The organism is Prochlorococcus sp. MIT 1318, assembly GCF_047304505.1.
GTDB lineage: Bacteria > Cyanobacteriota > Cyanobacteriia > PCC-6307 > Cyanobiaceae > Prochlorococcus > Prochlorococcus marinus_D.
Window position 1 is genome coordinate 1,212,508 of record NZ_CP138958.1, and the last position, 18,084, is coordinate 1,230,591.

Annotated in this window: 18 protein-coding genes and 1 tRNA gene; 15 read left to right on the forward strand and 4 right to left on the reverse strand. The window is 46.2% G+C overall.

The annotated features are described in order from the left end of the window. Nucleotides 1-33 precede the first annotated feature (33 nt). On the forward strand, nucleotides 34-1,221 hold the full coding sequence (locus tag SIB66_RS06010) for a type IV pilus twitching motility protein PilT (RefSeq protein ID WP_328586383.1): 1,188 nt from the start codon (nucleotides 34-36) through the stop codon (nucleotides 1,219-1,221). A 7-nt stretch (nucleotides 1,222-1,228) separates the two neighbouring features. On the opposite strand, the gene SIB66_RS06015 is transcribed toward SIB66_RS06010, so the two are convergent. Together SIB66_RS06015 and tsaD are read right to left on the reverse strand one after the other, a co-directional pair. Continuing rightward, nucleotides 1,229-1,432 carry a hypothetical protein gene (locus SIB66_RS06015; protein WP_063406282.1) on the reverse strand — a complete coding sequence of 68 codons (204 nt, stop codon included), beginning with the start codon at nucleotides 1,430-1,432 and terminating at the stop codon, nucleotides 1,229-1,231. Between the two features lie 37 nt (nucleotides 1,433-1,469). Next, nucleotides 1,470-2,540, reverse strand: coding sequence for a tRNA (adenosine(37)-N6)-threonylcarbamoyltransferase complex transferase subunit TsaD (gene tsaD / locus SIB66_RS06020; protein ID WP_063421632.1), 1,071 nt, complete (start codon nucleotides 2,538-2,540; stop codon nucleotides 1,470-1,472). Nucleotides 2,541-2,617: 77 nt separating this feature from the next. Here tsaD and SIB66_RS06025 point away from each other — a divergent pair, with 77 nt between their 5' ends. Together SIB66_RS06025 and psaJ are read left to right on the forward strand one after the other, a co-directional pair. After that, nucleotides 2,618-3,130 carry a Photosystem I reaction center subunit III gene (locus tag SIB66_RS06025; protein WP_063406280.1) on the forward strand — a complete coding sequence of 171 codons (513 nt, stop codon included), beginning with the start codon at nucleotides 2,618-2,620 and terminating at the stop codon, nucleotides 3,128-3,130. Nucleotides 3,131-3,175: 45 nt separating this feature from the next. Then, nucleotides 3,176-3,298 (forward strand): photosystem I reaction center subunit IX, encoded by a 123-nt coding sequence (gene psaJ, locus SIB66_RS06030; protein ID WP_011130685.1) that lies wholly within the window; start codon nucleotides 3,176-3,178, stop codon nucleotides 3,296-3,298. A gap of 140 nt (nucleotides 3,299-3,438) precedes the next feature. Here the strand turns inward: psaJ and gmk are convergent, their stop codons facing one another. Further along, the gene (gmk, locus tag SIB66_RS06035; protein WP_063421612.1) at nucleotides 3,439-4,008 is read right to left on the reverse strand and encodes a guanylate kinase; all 570 of its coding nucleotides are present in this window, start codon (nucleotides 4,006-4,008) and stop codon (nucleotides 3,439-3,441) included. Nucleotides 4,009-4,082: 74 nt separating this feature from the next. Here gmk and SIB66_RS06040 point away from each other — a divergent pair, with 74 nt between their 5' ends. Both SIB66_RS06040 and tatC read left to right on the forward strand, forming a co-directional pair. Continuing rightward, the gene (locus SIB66_RS06040) at nucleotides 4,083-5,804 is read left to right on the forward strand and encodes an NFACT RNA binding domain-containing protein (protein ID WP_063406374.1); all 1,722 of its coding nucleotides are present in this window, start codon (nucleotides 4,083-4,085) and stop codon (nucleotides 5,802-5,804) included. Nucleotides 5,805-5,928: 124 nt separating this feature from the next. Beyond that, nucleotides 5,929-6,669, forward strand: coding sequence for a twin-arginine translocase subunit TatC (gene tatC, locus SIB66_RS06045; protein WP_074164560.1), 741 nt, complete (start codon nucleotides 5,929-5,931; stop codon nucleotides 6,667-6,669). Nucleotides 6,670-6,741: 72 nt separating this feature from the next. Here tatC and SIB66_RS06050 read toward each other — a convergent pair whose 3' ends face one another. Beyond that, nucleotides 6,742-6,975, reverse strand: a complete 234-nt coding sequence (locus tag SIB66_RS06050) for a hypothetical protein (protein ID WP_236070220.1) — start codon at nucleotides 6,973-6,975, stop codon at nucleotides 6,742-6,744. Between the two features lie 82 nt (nucleotides 6,976-7,057). On the opposite strand from SIB66_RS06050, the gene petC reads away from it, so the two are divergent. The 10 genes from petC (at nucleotide 7,058) to SIB66_RS06100 (ending at nucleotide 18,075) form a co-directional block, all read left to right on the forward strand. Continuing rightward, a complete protein-coding gene (gene petC / locus SIB66_RS06055; protein ID WP_011825335.1) occupies nucleotides 7,058-7,594 on the forward strand; it encodes a cytochrome b6-f complex iron-sulfur subunit in 537 nt (178 codons plus the stop codon). A 53-nt stretch (nucleotides 7,595-7,647) separates the two neighbouring features. Next, a complete protein-coding gene (gene petA, locus SIB66_RS06060) occupies nucleotides 7,648-8,580 on the forward strand; it encodes a cytochrome f (RefSeq protein WP_063406373.1) in 933 nt (310 codons plus the stop codon). A 20-nt stretch (nucleotides 8,581-8,600) separates the two neighbouring features. Then, nucleotides 8,601-9,515 carry a prolipoprotein diacylglyceryl transferase gene (lgt, locus tag SIB66_RS06065; protein WP_063406276.1) on the forward strand — a complete coding sequence of 305 codons (915 nt, stop codon included), beginning with the start codon at nucleotides 8,601-8,603 and terminating at the stop codon, nucleotides 9,513-9,515. Next, nucleotides 9,515-10,270 carry a precorrin-4 C(11)-methyltransferase gene (cobM, locus tag SIB66_RS06070; RefSeq protein ID WP_063406275.1) on the forward strand — a complete coding sequence of 252 codons (756 nt, stop codon included), beginning with the start codon at nucleotides 9,515-9,517 and terminating at the stop codon, nucleotides 10,268-10,270. The genes lgt and cobM overlap by 1 nt, the downstream gene beginning before the upstream one ends. Before the next feature lie 27 nt (nucleotides 10,271-10,297). Further along, nucleotides 10,298-10,369 (forward strand) — tRNA-Val (locus SIB66_RS06075). 110 nt (nucleotides 10,370-10,479) lie between these two features. Next, a complete protein-coding gene (locus SIB66_RS06080) occupies nucleotides 10,480-10,638 on the forward strand; it encodes a hypothetical protein (protein WP_236070219.1) in 159 nt (52 codons plus the stop codon). Between the two features lie 261 nt (nucleotides 10,639-10,899). Next, nucleotides 10,900-12,543, forward strand: coding sequence for a TolC family protein (locus tag SIB66_RS06085; RefSeq protein WP_063406274.1), 1,644 nt, complete (start codon nucleotides 10,900-10,902; stop codon nucleotides 12,541-12,543). Between the two features lie 17 nt (nucleotides 12,544-12,560). After that, a complete protein-coding gene (locus tag SIB66_RS06090; RefSeq protein WP_063421608.1) occupies nucleotides 12,561-13,760 on the forward strand; it encodes an HlyD family efflux transporter periplasmic adaptor subunit in 1,200 nt (399 codons plus the stop codon). After that, the gene (locus tag SIB66_RS06095; RefSeq protein WP_063421606.1) at nucleotides 13,761-15,932 is read left to right on the forward strand and encodes a cysteine peptidase family C39 domain-containing protein; all 2,172 of its coding nucleotides are present in this window, start codon (nucleotides 13,761-13,763) and stop codon (nucleotides 15,930-15,932) included. A 4-nt stretch (nucleotides 15,933-15,936) separates the two neighbouring features. After that, on the forward strand, nucleotides 15,937-18,075 hold the full coding sequence (locus SIB66_RS06100) for an ABC transporter ATP-binding protein (protein ID WP_063421604.1): 2,139 nt from the start codon (nucleotides 15,937-15,939) through the stop codon (nucleotides 18,073-18,075). Nucleotides 18,076-18,084 lie beyond the last annotated feature (9 nt).

Below are 18,084 nucleotides of genomic sequence, written 5' to 3' on the forward strand. Positions count from 1 at the left end.
GACGAAGCTAAAGAGAGCGGCCACCTTCCCCTCGTGAGTCAACCGGTCTTTCCTCCCAACTTCCCCCCCCAAGCGCCAAAGTCAGCCTCTCAGTCGACGACACCGATATCAACCTCATCTACAGAGGGATTAACGCCATTCGCTGGAGCCACGCCTGGGGTCTCTCCCAACTTGGAGGAGATCGTACGAATCGCCTATCAAAAAGGACATTCCGATGTACACCTAGGCGTTGGCGAAGTGCCCCGTTTCCGAGACCGCGGCGAAATGCAAAGCACAGATTGGCCTGTAACCGATCCAGAAAGATTTCAGGGTTGGTTGCAAGAGATCCTCTCTGCGAATCAGATCGATGAATTCTTTAGAAGCAAAGAATTCGACGGCTCCCATACCTTCTCTTTCGTCAGGGTGAGAATCAATCTGCTGGATTCCCTGCGGGGACCAGCCATGGTGCTTCGGCTGATCCCCCAGACAATCCTGACCCTGGAAGATCTGAATCTGCCGGATGTGCTGCGGGAAATGGCGGCAAAGCCCAAGGGCCTGATCATGGTGACCGGGCCGACAGGCTCTGGGAAAAGCACAACCCTGGCGGCGATGATCGACTGGATCAACCGCAACGAGAACCGCCATATCCTCACCATTGAGGATCCCGTTGAGTTTGTGCATGAAAGCAAGCAATCGCTTGTAAGGCACAGGGAAGTGGGGCAGCACACCCTGAAGTTTCATCACGCCCTACGCGCCGCCCTCAGAGAAGACCCAGATGTGATCCTGATCGGAGAGATCCGCGATCAGGAGACCCTAGCCACCGCCCTGGAAGCCTCTCAGACCGGCCATCTGGTCTTCGGCACCCTGCACACTAATTCAGCGGTAAAAACCGTGGAACGGGTTCTGGGGATGTATCCACCTGAAGAGCAAGAGAGTGTGAGGCGTTCCCTTTCCGAATCACTGCTGGGGGTGATCGCCCAGGGATTGCTGCGCACGAGTGATAACAAAAGAGCCGCCTTTCATGACATCCTCATCAACACCGATGCTTGCAAGGACTACATCCAGCGAGGAGCCCTTGATGAGGTGGAGGAGATCATGGAGAAGAGTGGGTTTGATGGCATGGTGACCGCCAATCAGTCACTTCTAGCCCTGGTCGAACAGGGCAAGGTTGAGCCAGAACAAGCTTTATCCGTAAGTCTCAAGCCCAATGAACTAGCCCAAAGCATTCGTGGGCGGAATTAAACGACACCTAATTCAGCCAGGCTCTGCAATCAGCAGGCATGACTAGACGCAACAACAACAACACGCTGATCCCAATAATCAATCCCGCCATTGCCATTCGACCATTCCAGATCTCGGCCTGTGGAGTGAACCCTCGCCGCCAAGCGTTTAGCTCTTCACTACTGACAGGTTCAGCAGAGGTGTTGGAATCATGTGGAGATTCAGAAGCCATCGCTGCATAGCAGACCAGCTCAAGCTAATTCGCTTCTTCAGAATGGGGGAGGTGAATGGTACAAAACCTCGGTTTTGTCTAATGGCCATCGGGCTGCCACTCCCAACTCAAGAGAACTGCCATCATCCCCAGACGCCAATCGCTGCAAGGCCGCTGCTCCAATCATGGCGGCATTATCCGTGCAGTATCGAAGCGGTGCCGTGTGCACTTCAATCCCCTGTTCTTGTCCACGTTTGCTCATCAGTTCTCTTAGGCGGCGGTTAGCAGCGACTCCTCCAACCATCACCACAGTTTTTAGGCCCTGGTCATTAGCGCAGAGCAAGCTGCGCTCGACCAAAACATCTGCAACCACTTGCTCAAAACTGGCAGCAAGATCTGCGCGGGGCAGGTCTTCACCAGCCTCTGACAGAGTCTGAACCAGGCGCAGCATTGCGGTTTTCAATCCGCTGAAAGAGAAATCGTAGGGATGAAATCCACCACCAGGCTTAGAGACCCGTCCTTTGGGCAAAGAAAATCTGCCAGAGTCTCCAGCCGCGGCCAGCGCCTGAACAGCGGGGCCACCTGGATAGGCCAAACCGAGCAAACGCCCAACTTTGTCAAAGGCCTCTCCAGCAGCATCATCATGGCTACGTCCAAGACGCACTATCTCATTCTCTGCCCCGACCCGAATCAACTCAGTGTGTCCCCCGCTCACAAGTAGCACCAGATAAGGAGGGCGTGGAGGATGTTCCGCCAAGCGCACTGAAGCCAAATGTCCCTCCAGGTGATGAATGCCAAAAAAAGGCAGCGCATGCAGAGCAGCCAAAGATCGGCCTGTCACCGATCCGACCATTAGTGCTCCGGCCAGCCCAGGGGTCACCGTTGCCGCTACAGCATCAAAGCGAGCCATCGACTGTCCCGCCTCCTGCAAAACCTCCTCTACAAGATGAGGCAGAGCCTCCACATGCAAGCGAGAGGCCACTTCCGGTACCACTCCTCCCCACTGGGCATGTTTCTCAACCTGAGAAGCAATTCGGCTAGCGACAACCTGCAAACACCCGTTATTTAGACGTAGGACTGCGGCAGCCGACTCGTCACAACTTGTTTCGAGGGCAAGCACCTTCGGCATGGTTGTGGGAAGCCTCATTTACATTTTACTTGTGACATCCTGCCGTTCCGGAGCAGGTCTTACAGGAATCGAAACCGATGCGTCGTCTCTTCGCCGTTCTGCTCTCGGCTCTGCTGGTTCTCGGCTTTGCACCCGTTGCTAAAGCTGACATAGCTGGCCTAACCCCTTGCGCTGAGAGTGCCCGTTTTCAGCAGCGAGCCAGTGCTGCAGACACTCCACAGGCCATTGCCCGCTTTGACCGCTACAGCAAATCCTTGTGCGGTGATGACGGACTCCCACACGCTCTAATCCCAGCGCCAACTGAGCCGTTTGCGATGTCTTTTATTCGCGGCCATGAAGGCGAAATCATGATCCCAGGGGTGATTTTCATCTATATCGCTGGAATCATCGGTTGGGCGGGTCGTTCTTATCTCCAGGCCATCAAAGCCAAAGGCCACAAAGCAGCCTTAGACAATGAGATCCATCTTGATATAACCCTGGCTTTCAATTGCATGCTGAGAGCTTCCGCCTGGCCGTGGCTCGCTCATATTGAAGGCCAAAATGGGAGCCTCCGTGAGAGCGACGACAAGATCACAGTTTCACCACGCTGAGCAATATTCTCCTCTTAACAACCACCCCATTTCCCCTTTATCAAGATGAGAAAATTCTTCGAAAGCTGGCCAATGGCTGCCGTCCTCTGGGTATGGCTAACAGCGGGAATCATTGTTGAATTCAACCGCTTCTACCCAGACCTTCTCTTCCACCCAATGGGTCTTTGAAAAGCTGAATAGCATCAACAACTATAGCCAAGTAACAAATAAGCTTCTTGGCTAAACCCCTTCACAAAGCCCTCTAAAGGGGCTTTTTTTATTGGTCTGTGTTGTCAAATACGCTTTAAGGTCAGGAAAAAGTCTTCGCATCAACAGCTCAGACCCATCAAAGACTCCAGCTCAATCACAGCAGCCTGCAGGTTGTCATTAATCACCACTGCATCAAACTCCTGCTGAGCCATAAGTTCCTCCCTCGCCCTAGCTAAACGTCGCTGAATTGCCTCTTCAGGATCAGTGGCGCGTCCGCGAATGCGGCGTTCAAGCTCTTCAAAACTGGGCGGTGCCAAAAAAATCTGAAAAGCTTCAGGGAAACTGCGCCGCACCTGTCGGGCCCCTTCCAGTTCAATCTCAAGCAAAACCGGACGGCCTAATGAAAGCTGCTGCTCAACAGGTTGGCGTGGGGTGCCATAGCGATTGCCTGCAAATTCAGCCCATTCAAGACAACCGCCAGCTTGAACCAGTTCTGCAAAGCGATCACGGTTCAAGAAGAAGTAATGATCACCCTCAATCTCGCCTTGCCTTGCTTCACGCGTTGTCGCCGAAATAGACAACCAGATCTCTGGATGGAGCTCTAGGAGTTGCTTCACCAACGAACCCTTGCCAACTCCACTGGGCCCAGTAATCACCGTGAGCTTTCCTTCAGCGGCTGATGGAGCCATTGATTGCATTGCATTGCATTGAATCGGATCGCAGAGTAGGAAGGCTGCGTGCAATCCAGGTCCCGACTGAATCGATGGCCCCTGCTGCCCTCCAGGTCATGGACCTCTCAAGCTTGCGCGCTGTACTTAGCGAGCTCCGCCAGGAGGTGCTGCCAAGCCGCTTCGAAAAGGTCCAACAACCAGAACCTCATACCCTCCAACTCGGGCTGCGCACACTCAAAGGTCTTGTGTGGCTGGAACTCAGCTGGCGTGCTGATTGTCCCCGATTGGTCAAGATCACCCCTCCTCCCCGCCTAGGCAGCGGAAGCACTTTGGCCCAGCAGATTCAACATGGCCTTCGACAGATGGCGCTCATTGAACTGAAACAGAAAGGATTTGATCGCGTGGTGGAGTGCGGCCTCGCCCACCGCCCCGGCGGCCCTATCGAGCGCACTCTGGTGCTGGAACTGATGGGACGCCACAGCAACCTGCTTCTGCTTGATCGTCAACGCCAGGTGATCACCCTTGGACGCCAGGTACGCAACCATCAATCAAGAGTGAGACCAATCGGAACTGCAGACATCTATGTAGCTCCACCGCCGATGCAAGGCAGAGAGCCAAGCTCAAAGGAATCCCTAAAACGCTGGAAAGACATTCTCTGCCTTGTGCCAACCAATCTACGTAGCGCTCTGCAGCAGTGTTACCAAGGCATCAGTCCTGCACTCGCTTTGCAGCTGGTTGACGACGATGCAAAAAAAGCACATGCCCTGCTGGAGCTTTCAGTACTTGAGATCACCGACGAACAATGGCAACACCTTTACCACCGCTGGAGTCGATGGCTGGACTGCCTTGAGAAAGAGCGCTTCACGATGAGGTTTGACGGTCCAAGCAGCTACCGCGTCTGGGACTGTGACAACTCAACCACCACCTCCTCCTTCACCGATGGGCTCAGCCTCACTCTCGGGAGTTATTACCGAAGGCATCTTGAAACCCAGTCTCTCAATCAACTAGCCGAAGACCTCCAGAAAAGACTTTGTCAGTGGCGACAACGAGAGGAGCAGGCCCTTGGCGAACAACAGGGTCGACTCAACGAAACCAGTCAAAGCAATTCTCTTCAACAACAAGCCGACGCCATGCTTTGCCTGCCTTCGCCGAGCAAGGATCTGATCAACCAAACCCAAAAGCTCTACCGAAAAGCTCAAAAATTCCGCCGCTCAGTGCCCGTGCTGAAAACACGGATTGAACATCACCAGCAAAGGCTGCAGCTGATCCAAGGCAGTGAAATGTTTCTGGAAGATCTGCTTGGAACCAGCTGGGAAGGACGGCGAGAACGGTCGATAAGGCTGCAAGAGTTGCGGCAGGAGCTGGACGAGCTGCTGATCTCTCAATCCCGCAATCGCCAGAAGCGGGGCCGTCGCAATCAACAACCCCCAAGCCCCCTCGAACTGACCAGTCCTGGTGGACTCGTCGTTCAGGTTGGTCGCAACCACCGCCAAAACGATTGGATCAGCCTTCGCCAAGCCCGCCCTGGTGATCTTTGGTTTCATGCCCAGGAATGTCCAGGCAGCCATGTCGTTCTCAAGGCCTCCAATGGCCATGCTGAGGAGGCCGACCTGCAACTAGCTGCAGACCTGGCCGCTCACTTCAGTCGTGCTAGAGGCAATCAACGCGTACCCGTGGTAATGGTGCCCACAAGAAACTTGCAGCGAATCCCAGGAGCAGGCCCAGGGACCGTGCGATACCGGGACGGAAACCTTTGCTGGGCTGAACCAGATCGAGGGCTTCAGCACCTCTCTGCCTCAGAACTCTTAGTCTGATGAGAACCAAGCGGCGCCTGTTCTGACCAGTCCCGATCAGCCCACAGGTTCGGTTCTTCCACCCCCTGCCCCGATTCACGTCGAGCAGGGAATCAAGCACACCGAACCACCCCACGACGTGGAAATGCCTCTGGTTGATCACCTGGAGGAATTACGGCAACGGGTGCTGCGCAGTCTGCTTGCTGTTGTTTTAGCGGCAGTTGCCTGCCTGCTCATGGTGAAGCCGCTCGTGCGGCTGTTGGAAGCTCCGGCTGGATCCATTCACTTTCTTCAACTGGCCCCAGGAGAGTTTCTATTCGTCTCAATCAAGGTGGCAGGCTACGCAGGCTTAACACTTGCATTGCCCTATGTGCTCTACCAAGGGCTTGGATTTGTTTTGCCTGGCCTCACTCAACGGGAACGACGTCTGATCGCTCCAGCAGTAGCTGGATCAGCGATCTTGTTTCTAGCCGGCCTTGCCTTCGCCTGGTGGGCCCTAGCACCAGCAGCTCTGAAGTTTCTGGTGAGTTATGGCGCCGATGTAGTCGAACCACTGTGGTCAATTGAGCGGTATCTCGATTTTGTGCTTCTGCTGATGCTGGCTACCGGCCTAGCCTTTCAGCTACCTGTGCTCCAGTTGATATTAGGAATTCTGGGGTTATTGCACTGGCAACCAATGTTGAGTGCCTGGAGATGGGTCGTGCTTGGTGCCGCCTTGGCTGGAGCTGTATTGACACCATCCACTGATCCAATCACCATGCTGCTGCTGGCTGGAGCCATTACAGCCCTTTTCTTGATTGGAGTAGGCCTTGTGGCGCTAACTGATCAATTCAGGCCAGACATGCCTCTAAGCGACAGCGACCAGCCTCCTACAGCCATAAATTGAGAAGCTTGATCTTTCGGTTGTGCGAGCCAGCAATTCTCAGACGACATCTACCAAGCCCAGACGAATGACCGCTTAAAGCGCCTCGCCGAGATGATTGCAATAAGCCTGTTGATCCAGAACATAAAGATTGCTGCTCAAATGCGCCCAGATCACCTGCAAGTAAAGACTCTGGCGGCACACCACCAAGTGCATGGCATAGGAAGGTTGCCGACAATTCCTTAAGCAAGCAATTCCCTCTCCTAGCTCTAGAGGCAACAGAGCATCGTCAAGGATTAGCCAAAGCACAGAATGATGCGACGATTGCACTGAAAAGCCCAGTCTTTGCAAAGCGTGACGGGCCCTTCACAGTCCATAATGGTCTGCATTCTGCGCAGATCGAACATCCGTCATGACACAAATGACCTCGAGTGATGTGCCCGGGATGGGTCGTCGGCAGTTCATGAACCTGCTCACTTTCGGGTCAGTGACTGGCGTTGCGCTTGGATCCCTCTATCCAGTGGTGAAGTACTTCATTCCACCTCGTGCCTCTGGGAGCGGAGGTGGCACGAGCGCCAAGGATGAACTTGGCAATTCGGTCACAGCAAGCGGCTGGCTTGCGAACCATTCAGATGGTGACCGCAGCCTTGTCCAAGGGCTGAAAGGTGATCCCACCTACCTGATTGTTGAAGGTGATGATGCCATTGGCAGTTACGGAATCAACGCGATCTGCACCCACCTCGGCTGCGTGGTGCCTTGGAACAGCGGGGTCAATAAATTCGTCTGCCCGTGTCATGGCAGCCAATACAACTCCACTGGAAAGGTCGTAAGGGGGCCGGCACCCCTCTCTCTCGCATTGGCCAACATCGCTGTCGAGAACGACAACGTCTTTGTAAGCCAATGGACCGAGACAGACTTCCGCACGGGCGAGAAGCCCTGGTGGACCTGAATCTGACAACCAAACGCACCATCGTCGTTCCAGCTCTCCTATCCCCTCGCATCATGCGTCGCCTCGTCCCCATCCTTCTCGGCTCACTGGTTCTTAGTTTGTCGATTCTTGTTGCTCCAGCTGCCAGCTGGGCCTATCCCTTCTGGGCTCAACAGAACTACGACAACCCCCGAGAAGCTACTGGCAAGATCGTCTGTGCGAACTGTCATCTGGCCCAAAAAACCACTCAGGCAGAAGTACCTCAATCAGTACTACCCGACAGCGTCTTCAAAGCAGTGGTAAAAATCCCCTACAAGAAAGACACAACAGAGATCAGCTCCGATGGCAGTGATGTGCCCCTCCAGGTAGGTGCAGTTGTCATGCTCCCTGATGGATTCAAGCTGGCCCCACAGGATCGCTGGAGCGAAGAGATAAAAGAAGAAACCAAAGGAGTCTTCTTCACTCAATACAGCGAAGAGAAGGAGAACATCCTCCTTGTTGGCCCGCTTCCTGGTGACAACAACAAAGAGATTGTTTTCCCAATACTTTCACCTGATCCTGCGACTGACAACAGTATTCAATTCGGCAAATATTCCATCCATGTTGGAGGCAACCGTGGACGAGGCCAAATATTACCTACTGGTGAAAAAACCAATAACAACGCTTTCACAGCAACTGAAGCTGGCACGATTACATCTATTAAGGCTGGTAAAAATGGGGAAAGCGACATCAAGCTCAAAACTGAAAGCGGAAAAGTTATCAGTGAAACCATTCCAGCTGGTCCAAGCCTGCTGGTAAAAGTAGATGACAAAGTAGAGGCTGGCGCCCCCTTAACTAGCGACCCAAATAGTGGTGGCTTCGGACAACTCGATACCGAGGTTGTGCTCCAGAATCCAGTTCGAATCTATGGACTCTTGGCATTCTTTGTAGCAGTTTCTCTCGCTCAGATCTTACTTGTATTGAAGAAGAAGCAAGTCGAAAAAGTTCAGGCAGCTGAGGGGATCTGATCCCCATTCATCTCAACTCAATGGACGCATTCATCGCGACCTTTACCTCTCCAGGGCCCGAGCTCTTTCAGCTCGGGCCCTTTGCCTTGCGGTGGTATGGATTGCTGATTGCCATCGCCGTACTGATCGGCCTCAATCTGTCCAGCAGCCTGGCCCGTAAACGAGGCCTTGAGCAGGGCTTGATCAGTGATCTGCTGCCCATTCTCGTATTAACTTCCGTTGTTGGAGCTCGCATCTACTACGTCGCATTTGAGTGGAGGAACTACAGCGGAGACAATTTTTGGAGCTCAATCAATATCTTTGGACTCGCCATACCAATCCCAAGTGCCGTGGAAATTTGGGGTGGAGGAATCGCTATTCATGGGGCCCTGCTTGCTGGCACCCTTGCAGTGTTGATCTTCTGCCGTTGGCGTCGCCAAGCCTTCTGGGATGTTCTTGATGTGCTTGTCCCATCCATTGCCCTTGGCCAGGCAATCGGACGCTGGGGAAATTTTTTCAATAACGAAGCCTTCGGTGTTCCAATCAAGGACGACCTTGCTTGGAAATTATTCATCCCATTCGTGAATCGTCCACTTAATTATGCCAATAACGAGTTTTTCCATCCCACATTCCTCTACGAATCAATTTGGAATCTTCTAGTCTTCATACTGCTAATTGTTCTTTTTCAACGCAGCAGCAAAGGGCTGCTGAAGCTTCCCGCCGGTGCGTTGAGCTGCCTCTACCTGATCACTTACAGCCTAGGCAGAGTCTGGATCGAAGCACTGCGAACTGATCCCCTCTGCCTAGGCGCCTTACCACCTTCCTGTGAAGGGGGCCTGCGTATTGCCCAGCTGATGAGTTTGGCGATGATGGCAGTTGGAGGTTTTGGCCTCTGGTGGCTCTATGGTCGCAAACGAAAGCTACCGGACCCTGGTAGGCCTAAGTCATTCGCTTGATGAGCAGAATCTCCATCGTTGGTGCAGGTCCAGGCGCGACTGATCTGCTAACCCTGCGTGCCGCAGAACATCTCAAGCAGGCTGAGGTCCTTGTATGGACCGATTCACTGGTTTCACCAGATATTGCAGCATTGGCGCCTGAATCCTGTGAACGAATCCGCACCAGCTCAATGACCCTCGAGGAAGTTCTTCCGCTTCTGGTGAACAGGACGCAAGCAGGCAAGCGGGTGGTCCGTCTTCACGACGGAGACCCCTGCCTTTATGGGGCCCTGTCGGAACAGATCTGTGGCCTTGCTGACGCAGGCATTGAAGTAGAGGTTGTGCCGGGTCTGAGTGCTTACCAAGCGACGGCCGCAGCCCTAAAAGCTGAACTCACCATCCCTGGCCTTGTCCAAACCATTGTTCTCAGCAGAGCAGGAGGACGCACCGGTGTTCCCGAGCGCGAAAACCTCCAACATTTGGCATCACTTGGAGCCTCTCTATGCCTCTACCTCAGTGCACGCCATGTGGAGGAAGTACAAGACACACTGCTGCAGCACTATTCAGCTGAAACACCAGTAGCTATCGGCTACAGGGTGAGCTGGCCCGATCAATGGTTAAGCGTGGTGCCTTTGAAGCAAATGGCTACGACCTCCCGTGAACAAGAGCTTATTCGCACCACCCTTTATGTCGTCAGTCCGGCCCTAGCTGCAGGACGCCAACGTTCGAAGCTGTATTCTCCAAACCACAAGCATCTCTTTCGCCAAAAGGGCTAAAGAGAGTGTTTTAAAATCCTGTAGTGCGGGCGATTAGCACAGTGGTAGCGCACTTCCTTCACACGGAAGGGGTCGTGGGTTCGAATCCCGCATCGCCCACTCGGTTCTCAAGTCAGCAACAGGTTTTAGGCATCATCAACTTTTAGCAGGGAAGCCCACTAAAACCCACGGTTTCGCCGTTTTATACACCAGAAGTACATAGTGCCTAGATGGCTTCGATCTATTCCCAAGGTGATCGGCCTCTACCTGACAGCAACGCTGCCAAGGAAGGACGGCACCACCGGGCGCAAGCAGTACAAGATCCCTTTGCCGCTACCGGACACGACAAAAGGCAGGCGCAAGGCTGGGGTCTCAAAGAAACTGCTTGAGCGATCCCTTAGTAATGGCTCATTTGATTACCAATTAAGATTATGCGACTAAAAAGATTTCATCGATTTAGGCAGAAAAACTAAATGGGCAGTCGCAGCCAAACCAAAGAGGGCACGAGTCGCATAATTAAGAATAAATACAGGAAAGTGGTAAGCATTGAGGAAGTATTTAAATTATAATTAATCGATTTTATTTAAATCGTGTGAACATTGGAAAGTGGAAAAAATCACAATTTCAAGGTGTTTTTTCTACTTTGTGGAATGTTCCTGGCATTCTCACCCTCTTTTGCTGCTAGAGGTGTAAAAGCAGCAGAACAAGATCTTTTAGAAGGAACACCTGAAGCAAGCAATGTAATAAGCTGTTTAGAAATGATGCAAAAAAACGCTTTTCTATTATTTGAAAATCAGTCTCTATCAATTAAAGACAAAAAAACTATAAATCAAAATGTCCGGAGCTTTTGCCATAAAAACCTTGAAATGACAAAAAAATATAGGAACAAAAATGGTGAGAGAGTTGCATTTGAATCAATTGATAGCCATAAAGATCTTGCAAGATTTTCACTGGAATCTAGTTACAATATAAAGGCCTCCGCAATCAATGCTCAAGTAGCTAGGGATTTATACAATCAAGCTATTGCGCAAAGGAATCCTCAATTTAATTTCTCAATATCAGCCTCAATGTATAGCCAGAACTACTTTCAATGTGCTGAGAATTACTACTTAGAAGTTGGGATTTCATGTGATACAGTTCAAGGCTTGGAACCATTTGACAAGCCTTTTAATTATTATCAAATTGGCAGTATTGATGAAAATGTCTTCACGCTGACTTACGACCTTATAAACATAAAGCAAGACAAGATAATAAAGTCTGAGTCGAAAAGTGTCGAGATGAGTGATTCTAAACTGCTAACAGATTATGACAAGCAAATAGCAAATGTATTTGAACTCTATGATCAAATAATAAAACTTGAGCAAGTTTTAATTGTAAGAGTTGCAACTCAGAAATTGTATGAAGACAGTCTTGATATTGTTAAGCAACAATTGAAAACAGGCTATTCAACAATTGTCGACCTCTATAAGATTGAAAGCAAGCTTAGCCTTGCGAAAGGAGCAGTTATAGTTGCTGAGGCGAATCTTGCAAAGGCTAAGGCAAAAATCAATAACAAACTATCCAAAATTAGCTTTGAAATAGAAAATCCTCTCTTTATCTCAAATACTTTCAACGATTTAGAATGGCAGGACACAGATGTTCTATTAGAGAATGCAATTAAGAGTAGCCCAGATATTAAAAAATTGGAACATGAGGCGCTAGCTTATAAGTATCAATCTGATGCTCAAATAGCGGGTCTATACCCATCTGTTAACCTTTCAGTTGGTTATAGTCCTCAGTTCACGGGCGTCCTTTACAAAGGCCTTATGGATGAATCAAGGGAAACTTCCCTATCTGGATCGATTGGAATTAATTGGAAAATATTTGATTCCAGACTTTCACAGATAAAAAGTGAATCAATGGAAAGGAAGATGAATGCAACTCTTCTGAAACTTGAGCAATTAAAGATTGAGAAGACAAATAATATCACTGATACTTCTAATAACATAAGACTTGGAATAACTGATATGAATCAAAAATACAAATCGGTTTTGGATGCTTCAAATGCAATGCGTGGCACAAGAATTAGGCTTTATGCAGGATTTGAAGATGTCACATCATACATTCAGACTGTAGACACCCTTGTCGATACTCAGTTGGAGTATTATGCTAGCATATTTTATCTTAGTAAGATGTATAGGGATTTAGCTTTTGAAAGCCATTCACTTGAAAACTCTGGAATTAGTGAAATACTTGTAGAGACTCTTCAAGATGACTTATCTGATGATATTACGGCTTCAACTGATTTAAAGTGAACTAATCTAGGGTGACCATGGCAAACACAAACACAAACACAAAAGAACTCAAGGGGGAGGATTCATATTACATTGAAGATTACACCCCACTGAGAGTCATTGAACCATTCACTTGGCTTGGTATTGTTGCGGTTTTGCTAGGACTCGGTTCGACACTTGCATGGTCAATATTTGGATCAGTAAGACAATCAATCACAGCAAACTCTGTTGTTACATACCAACAGGGCTTAAAGCAGATCTATTCACCAAGTACTGAAAGGATTGAGGAGATTTTGGTTGAACCTGGTGAGAATGTCACAAAGGGTTCGATTATTGCTAGGCTTAGATCAGAGTCAATTAAAGATCAAGTTGAAGTCAATAAAATGAATCTGAATGAAGCTTTGGAGTTTAATAATACATTAGATACACTGATACAAGAGAGGCTTGAGCAAAATCAATCGATTAATAATAAGCTTGAGGCTATTTATCAACCTGTCGCAAAAAGTGCTCAATCATTATTTGATAGACAATTGATTACAGCTAATGTTCTTGCAGAATCAAAAAAAGACTATCTTAGTAATAGGATCAAATACTTGGAAAATAAGTCCACATTGATTGACCTCAGAAAGAAGCTATATCAGGATATTCTTGAAAAGAGAGGGAAGTACCTGGTAAGTCAGTCTGAATTAGAGGAGAAATACGTTGTCAAGTCTCCATTTGAGGGCAAGATTATCGATGTAAATTATTTTGTTGGTGAATATCCTACAACCTCAGATCCATTGGCAACTTTACAGGAAAATGATGCAGGTGGCTTGCTTGTAATGGCTACTACGAGCTCTGGTGATATTGACCGGATAAGTAAAAATGACCCGGTATTATTTACACCTGCAAATATTGAGAGGAGTCGTTATGGCGGAATTATTGGTCATATAAAAAGCATACAAAGGGCCCCAGCAACAGCAAACTACATTGTCAATATTGCAGGAAATAAAATGATTGGAGATAACTTAGTTAAATCTGAAAAACTATATATATTTCGTGTCGAACTTGAAAAAGATTCTTCTACTCCTTCTGGTTATATGTGGTCTTCAGGTAAGGGCCCACCAGAACAGTTCAAACTACATGCAAACCTATTGGGTAAAACAACTGTTTACTATGATGAGAGAAGGCCCATATCAGTCGTAATACCATTTATAAGAAATCTTGCTGGCTTGTCAGATAACCCGGGCGGTAAATAAATGATTTTTGACTTCCCGAACCGAACCAAAGCATCTGAAAAAGTTTATATTAAGTGCCCGTCTGTAACGCAATTACAAGAGACAGAGTGTGGTCCTGCTTGTCTGTCTATGTTGCTTGGCCAGCATGGCTTATTCTTGCCACTATCGAGGCTAACGAAAGAGTGTGGTGTAACAAGAGATGGATCTAAGGCTTCAACATTAATAAGCGTCGCAGAGTCATATGGATTGAAACTATTACCTAAGAGGTTGCTATTTGAAAGATTCAAAAGTAAATCTACAATCCCATGTATAGCATTTTGGTCGTTTAGTCATTGGATTGTCATTGAAGGCTATGACGAAAATGGAATTTTCATTAATGATCCTGCGACAGGCAGGCGATATGAGAAAGATGCTGATTTTCAAAGAGGCTATTCCCAAATCGCATTGACAGCTGAAGCTACTCCTGATCTGAAGCCAGGTGGTAACAAATGGTATATACAGAAGGGTTTTATAACAATGTTTAAACCAATTTGGCGAGATATATTTCGCGCCATAATATTCTCTTGCACAGAAGCAATTCCCAATCTTGTAATCGCATTTGCTACAGGATTATTTGTTCAGAACGTTTTACAGAATGGTTGGGAGTATTGGTTCAAACCAATAGTATCTATAATTTTATTAATGTCTATTCTTTTGATAGTTATTAAATTTTACCAATACTATATACAAAGACGTATAAGACTAACCGTTCAAAGGATTGCACTTGGAAGTTTTCTAAAGTCTCTATTAAATCAAAATGTTGACTTTATTGATAAAAGACAGCCTGGTGAAGTCTGCGGTAGGCTTCGCACTTTGGATAGCTTAATACTTCTATTAACTGGATCATTTATTCAAGGTTGTTCTGCATTCCTGATGCTTATATTCTACCTTACATTTGTATTCTTTATCAACCCACTCATTGGCGGCTTAATGCTAGCAACTCTTATAACTTATTTCACTGCTATAGCATTCTTATCTCCTGAGTTACTTGATAAGTCAAATAGGTTTGCTGTAAATAGAGGTTATGCATTTGGTTCAACGCTTTTCGCTATTGATTCCATAGCTACCGTAAAGTCTATGGAACTACAAGTAGGTGTATTAGATCAATGGCTTACTAGCTATTTCAAGCAAATGTCAATCAGTCAAGATATTAGTGCACTGTCTCAGGGGATTGATTCCATATCAGACCTTATTGATAACATTTTAAAGCTTACTCTTGTTGCTGTTGGCAGCATCATGGTAATTAAGGGGCATCTTCAACTTAGTGGTTTGATAGCAATAAGCATGCTTATTCAAACAATTAGTCCTACAGTCAAAAATACAGTTACATACTTAAGGCAAATAGCAGTTGCATATGGCGACATCGCAAGGATATATGATGTGATTCCAAATCAAGAAGTAAAATCCTTTCTTTCAGATTACGACAAGCCTGTTAAACAGCTAAGAATTGAGCCAATGCTTAGTTCTGATAGCCTTGCCCATACCCCAAAATCTGCTAAGGATACTGATTTTATTGTAAAGATATCAAAAGACACTACGTTCAAATATGATAAATATTTGGACTTCAAACTCTCTTTTCCTGAAGCGGTAACTTTAACCTCAGGAACTAATTACCAAATGGTTGGAGAAGCTGGTTGTGGCAAAACCACATTCGCGAAATTATTACTATCTGAGTTGTCTTGTATATCTGGAAGCTTAGATTTCATGTTGGTTGGTGGTGGTAGATCCGAAAAAGTATCTCATGATAGTGTGCTTTGCTCTTATTTAAATGAATCCAGTGGATTTTTCCCAGGACCTTTGTCTGATTCTATAACTTACTTCTCTCAGATTAATAACGTCGAGTATTATACAGAACTTTTGACTTCTCTTGGACTTGATAAATTGACTGACAATATACCTGGGAAGCTAAGTTACGAACTCAATGCAACAGGAACTAACATAAGTGCGCGTACATTGAAGATGCTTGAAATTACTAGGGCCTTAGCTATTAACCCTAATATAATCATTTTCGATTATGCATTAGATAATCTTGAAGAAATTTTTGTCAATAAAGTATTAGACCATATCGAAGCGGCCCCTCATGCACTTTCCCTTGTCGTTACACGTAACGAAAACATAACATCTAGGCTTAAACCCATTTTATTAACCAAATAAACCAATGACCAATTTCCATTACAACGTAGCTAAAGATGTTGGCATCGACCAACGAAAATATATTGATCTCCTGGGCAGTGATCTCGAACTAGAGATTAAACCTACAGGGCAAATATCTTTAGACTATATCACGCTTAGGTACTTATTCTTTTTCTTCAAGGTTGATAATTATCAAATAGACGAGAGTTGCTTAAAGCAACTTGCAATAGATGAAAACCCATATGATGTCTATATGTCTGTTTTACGCAAGAACAATTTTATTGTAAAACCAACAATCTACAAATCCAACGATAGACGATTGTCTAATGGACAGTTGCTGGTAATATTTAAAGACGATAATACCCCGTTGCTATTATTCGATAATTCAGGCTTTCAGCCAAAAGTCTTTGATCCCAACTTAGGTATTATCTCTCCAATTAGCAGTGTCTCAAACTACAATATTAAGCCTCAGGCTCTATATGTATCATATTCTGATTCTAGTAATGGACAGAGCCTGACCAGCCTTCTTAAATTTGCCTCATCCAGGCTGAAGACTAATTTTATAATACTCTTCTTGACTCTTGCACTAGCGGCGACTCTAGGGCTTGCTTATCCCCTCATTTTATCCTCCCTTATTGAGACAGCGATCCCTCAAGGACTAACAAATATAGTTATAGGATTATCTCTTTTTTATCTATTAATATCAATCGCATTTCTTATCTCTGAGTTTGCCGCAGTGTTCTCTTTTATATTCATTGACACGGTATTAGATGTTCGTCTCCAAACAAGTGTATTTATGCGTCTATTCAAGATGCCAATTGAATTCTTTAAGCAATATCGAAGTGGAGACCTGATGGCAAGGGCCGAAGCGATTTCTCAAATAAGAGCTATCTTAAGTGGATCATTTATAGACACGGTTGTCCACAGCTCTATTCTAATTACGAGCTTTCTTGTGATGCTGATAATAAGTTGGAAGCTTACAATTCTAGTGGCAATAATAACCTTATTATATATTATTTCTACTGTCTTTTTGGGAATTCTAGAATCAAAGCAAACAGTAGAACAATTACGCTTACAGGGTTTAAATATAGGTTATATTTTCACCGCTTTAAAAATGGTTTTGCAATTTCGATCAGAGAAGCGACAGCCGTTACTTCTTACACAATTTTCTACTCTTATTTTTAGACAACTTAGAAAATCATTTCGAGCAGAATTTTATGGACAAACAGCAGATCTTATTGATACAATCCTTAAATCATTTGGCCTTTTTTTTCTATTCATTATTGGACACTCCTTAATTAGTTCGACTACAACAAGCAAGGAAATTATACCTTTCTCCACAGGAATGTTTGTAGGGTTTATTAGTCTATATTCAGTTTATGTTGCCTCTTTATATCAATTGACACGGTCATTGTCCAAAAATGGCAGTACAGCATTTGCTTTGTGGGAAAGGGCGTATCCTATTTTTCATGAGTCAGATGAGTCAAGATCAAATGAATTTCAGTTCAAGAATAAAATTTCAAGTATTAAATTAAATAATGTTCATTTTAAATATCCTTCTCAAACAACTTATCTTTTCGAGGGATTTGATTTAGACGTCAAAAAGGGTGAATCAGTTAATATTAAAGGTGATACCGCTTCAGGAAAAACTACCTTAATAAGGTTGATCTTAGGTTTTCAATCACCACACTTAGGATCCTTTGAAATTAATAGCATTGATATTCTCAACCTGAATGTAGATAATATCAGATCAAGATTTGGTTGTATAATGCAAACTAGAGATATACTTCCAGGCACTCTTAAAGACTTTCTTCTAAATGGAGGCCAATATAAAGAACAACATTTGATCACGATACTAAAAGCAATCGAAGCTTATGAAATGTATTCAAAATATCCTTTAGGCCTTAATACTCCTGTAGCATTCAATGGTGTTAACTTTCCATCGGATTTCAGAGAAGTTTTGTTGTTAACGCGTTCCTTGCTATCAAAACCTGATGTTTTTATAGCAGATGATTCTTTATACTCAACTGATTTGAACCGTATTAAAATGATCAGAAGTTACCTAGGTGATGATGCGATCATTCTTCTAGTTAGCAATCGAGCCGACATCGTTGATTATTGTGATAGGTCTATCACTCTGCAAAATAAATTCTTAACAACGTAGATACAGGTA

Excerpts from the sequence above, each read along its gene's own strand:
- tatC (WP_074164560.1), top strand. The coding sequence starts at position 5,929 with ATGCCTCTGGTTGATCACCTGGAGGAATTACGGCAACGGGTGCTGCGC.
- SIB66_RS06095 (WP_063421606.1), top strand. The coding sequence starts at position 13,761 with ATGATTTTTGACTTCCCGAACCGAACCAAAGCATCTGAAAAAGTTTAT.
- SIB66_RS06015 (WP_063406282.1), bottom strand. The coding sequence starts at position 1,432 with ATGGCTTCTGAATCTCCACATGATTCCAACACCTCTGCTGAACCTGTC.
- lgt (WP_063406276.1), top strand. The coding sequence starts at position 8,601 with ATGGACGCATTCATCGCGACCTTTACCTCTCCAGGGCCCGAGCTCTTT.
- SIB66_RS06080 (WP_236070219.1), top strand. The coding sequence starts at position 10,480 with ATGGCTTCGATCTATTCCCAAGGTGATCGGCCTCTACCTGACAGCAAC.
- SIB66_RS06085 (WP_063406274.1), top strand. The coding sequence starts at position 10,900 with ATGTTCCTGGCATTCTCACCCTCTTTTGCTGCTAGAGGTGTAAAAGCA.
- SIB66_RS06090 (WP_063421608.1), top strand. The coding sequence starts at position 12,561 with ATGGCAAACACAAACACAAACACAAAAGAACTCAAGGGGGAGGATTCA.
- petA (WP_063406373.1), top strand. The coding sequence starts at position 7,648 with ATGCGTCGCCTCGTCCCCATCCTTCTCGGCTCACTGGTTCTTAGTTTG.
- SIB66_RS06100 (WP_063421604.1), top strand. The coding sequence starts at position 15,937 with ATGACCAATTTCCATTACAACGTAGCTAAAGATGTTGGCATCGACCAA.
- gmk (WP_063421612.1), bottom strand. The coding sequence starts at position 4,008 with ATGGCTCCATCAGCCGCTGAAGGAAAGCTCACGGTGATTACTGGGCCC.
- SIB66_RS06040 (WP_063406374.1), top strand. The coding sequence starts at position 4,083 with ATGGCCCCTGCTGCCCTCCAGGTCATGGACCTCTCAAGCTTGCGCGCT.
- SIB66_RS06025 (WP_063406280.1), top strand. The coding sequence starts at position 2,618 with ATGCGTCGTCTCTTCGCCGTTCTGCTCTCGGCTCTGCTGGTTCTCGGC.
- cobM (WP_063406275.1), top strand. The coding sequence starts at position 9,515 with ATGAGCAGAATCTCCATCGTTGGTGCAGGTCCAGGCGCGACTGATCTG.
- psaJ (WP_011130685.1), top strand. The coding sequence starts at position 3,176 with ATGAGAAAATTCTTCGAAAGCTGGCCAATGGCTGCCGTCCTCTGGGTA.
- petC (WP_011825335.1), top strand. The coding sequence starts at position 7,058 with ATGACACAAATGACCTCGAGTGATGTGCCCGGGATGGGTCGTCGGCAG.
- tsaD (WP_063421632.1), bottom strand. The coding sequence starts at position 2,540 with ATGCCGAAGGTGCTTGCCCTCGAAACAAGTTGTGACGAGTCGGCTGCC.